The following is a 2,297-nucleotide window of genomic DNA, read 5'->3' as shown; positions in this document are numbered from 1 at the left end:
CGGCAGCACTAACTGCGAAACATTTTAGGCTTAAAGCAATTTGGCGCAATAGCGGATTTTGGGCATCCCATGCATTTTCCTGCGGCAAAGTGGGATTGGCGGCGCATCGGCCCGCGGGACCTACGCCCGGCGGCGACCAGCCGACCTCTGCGCCGACGCCTTGGTCTTGGCGAGGAGCCGCATCAGCTCGCGCACATCCTTCGGCGTCAGGTCGGCGAAGAGATCGGCGATCCAGGTCTCGTGTTCCGCCGCCATCCGGCGAAACTCGGCGCGCCCGAGCTTTGTCAGACGGATCACCTGGACGCGGCGGTCGGTCTCCGACGTGCGCCGGTCGAGATGGCCGGATTCCACCAGACGCTCGACGAGGCCGGTGACGTTGCCGTTGGAGACCATCATGCGCTTGGAGACATCGGACAGCGTCATGCCGTCAGGCGCCTTGTCGAGCTGTGCCATTAGATCGAAACGGGGCAGCGTGACGTCGAACCGCTGCCGCAGGCGGCCGCGGACCTCGCCCTCGATCAGGGTCGTGCAGGTAAGCATACGCAGCCACAGCCGAAGCTCTTCGGCGTGGTCCTCCGGAGTCTCGACGGCCTTGGTCTCGGAATCAAGCATCTGATGCAGTCATTGACGGCAGGCATTGGCGCCGGCACGGATTCCCCAACGTTTTGAGCTTCAAATAAATTGAGGCCGGCCGCAAGTCCAAAGCTGCAGCAATCGACCGCACGTCGATTTCTTTAGGCTTCAAATAATTGGCGCGCCGCTTGCATGCTCGCTGCCGCGCGAGATGGCGGCGTCTTGAGCTTTGCTTGCCGCGGCAGCCATCATCGGCTTAAGCTTGGATTGGAGTACGCGGCTTGCAGCGCAGGCCCTGATATCACGGGGGACAGATCATGAAGACGCAATTGACCTTGGCCGCAGCCGCCTTGCTGCTCGGCACCGCGATGAGCCCCGCCCTCGCCCAGGAGAAGATCAAGCTCGGCGTGATCGTGACCCTGTCGGGACCCGCCGCCGCGCTCGGCCAGCAGGTTCGCGACGGCTTTGCGCTCGCGGTGAAGGATCTCGGCAGCAAGATGGGCGGCCGCGATGTCGAGGTCGTGGTGGTCGACGACGAGCTCAAGCCGGACGCAGCGGTGACCAAGGTCAAGGGCCTTCTGGAACGCGACAAGGTCGACTTCGTGGTCGGGCCGATCTTCTCCAACATTCTCCAGGCGATCCACCGGCCCGTGACGGAATCGAAGGTGTTCCTGATCAGCCCCAATGCCGGCCCGTCGACTTTTGCCGGCAAGGACTGCAACCCGTTCTTCTATGTGACCTCGTATCAGAATGACCAGGTTCACGAGATCCTCGGCAAGGTCGCGCAGGATCGCGGCTACAAGCGCATGTACCTGATGGTGCCGAACTATCAGGCCGGCAAGGACTCGGTCGCCGGCTTCAAGCTCGACTACAAGGGCGAGATCGTCGAGGAATCCTACATGCCGCTGAACACGCTGGACTTCCAGCCGGAGCTTTCCAAGATTTCCTCGCAGAAGCCCGATGCGCTGTTCACGTTCATGCCGGGCGGTCTCGGGGTCAATCTCGTGAAGCAGTACCGGCAGGCCGGCCTTGCCGACAGCATTCCGGTGCTCTCGGCTTTCACGGTGGATGAATCGACCTTGCCGGCGCAGCAGGACGCGGCCGTCGGCATGTTCGGCGGTGCGAACTGGGCGCCCAATCTCGACAACCCCCAGAACAAGAAGTTCGTCGCTTCGTATGAGGCCGCCTACAACGGCGTCCCCGGCACCTACGCCTTCCAGGCCTATGACGCCGCGATGCTGATCGACAGCGCCATCAAGGCGGTGAAGGGCGACCTCTCGAACAAGGATGCCGTCGCGGCCGCACTGAAGAAGGCCGACTTCACCTCGCTGCGCGGCGCCTTCAAGTTCAACACCAACGGCTATCCGATCCAGGATTTCTATCTCACCAAGGTCGCCAAGCGTCCGGACGGCAAGTTCCAGACCGAGATCGTCCAGAAGGTCTTTGAGAATTACGGCGACCGCTATGCCAAGGACTGCAAGGCGGCAAACTAAGCCGCATCGCGTTACGGGAGGACTGCAATGAAGAGCGAAATAACCGGCATCACGCGGGCCAATGAGGGCATCCAGGGCATTTCCTGGAACATCCTCGGTCAGACCTATGTGCCGAAGAGCTACGCCGAGAACAGCTTCTCCTGGCACGCAACGCTGCCGCCGGGGACGTTCGTGCCGCCGCACATTCATCCCGACCAGGATGGTCTGTTCGTGCTGCAGTTCGTGCTGCAG

2 protein-coding genes and 1 pseudogene are annotated in these 2,297 nt (G+C 62.0%); 2 read left to right on the top strand and 1 reads right to left on the bottom strand.

The annotated features are described in order from the left end of the window. Positions 1–120: 120 nt before the first annotated feature. Complete coding sequence (locus tag AC1D00_RS37265; protein ID WP_027545928.1) at positions 121–612, bottom strand: MarR family winged helix-turn-helix transcriptional regulator; 492 nt, start codon at positions 610–612, stop codon at positions 121–123. Between the two features lie 278 nt (positions 613–890). Between AC1D00_RS37265 and AC1D00_RS37260 the strand changes: the two genes are divergently transcribed. Both AC1D00_RS37260 and AC1D00_RS37255 read left to right on the top strand, forming a co-directional pair. Further along, positions 891–2,066, top strand: coding sequence for an ABC transporter substrate-binding protein (locus tag AC1D00_RS37260; RefSeq protein WP_477014105.1), 1,176 nt, complete (start codon positions 891–893; stop codon positions 2,064–2,066). Between the two features lie 27 nt (positions 2,067–2,093). After that, positions 2,094–2,297: pseudogene (locus AC1D00_RS37255) on the top strand (cupin domain-containing protein); the annotation flags it as partial.

It is taken from the genome of Bradyrhizobium sp. P2_E8, assembly GCF_056403875.1.
Note: the sequence above shows the minus strand (reverse complement) of the source record. Positions and strands in the feature narration are given on the sequence as shown.

Bases quoted from the DNA above. Each gene is read 5' to 3' on its own strand.
- AC1D00_RS37265 (WP_027545928.1), bottom strand. From the start codon at position 612: ATGCTTGATTCCGAGACCAAGGCCGTCGAGACTCCGGAGGACCACGCC.
- AC1D00_RS37260 (WP_477014105.1), top strand. From the start codon at position 891: ATGAAGACGCAATTGACCTTGGCCGCAGCCGCCTTGCTGCTCGGCACC.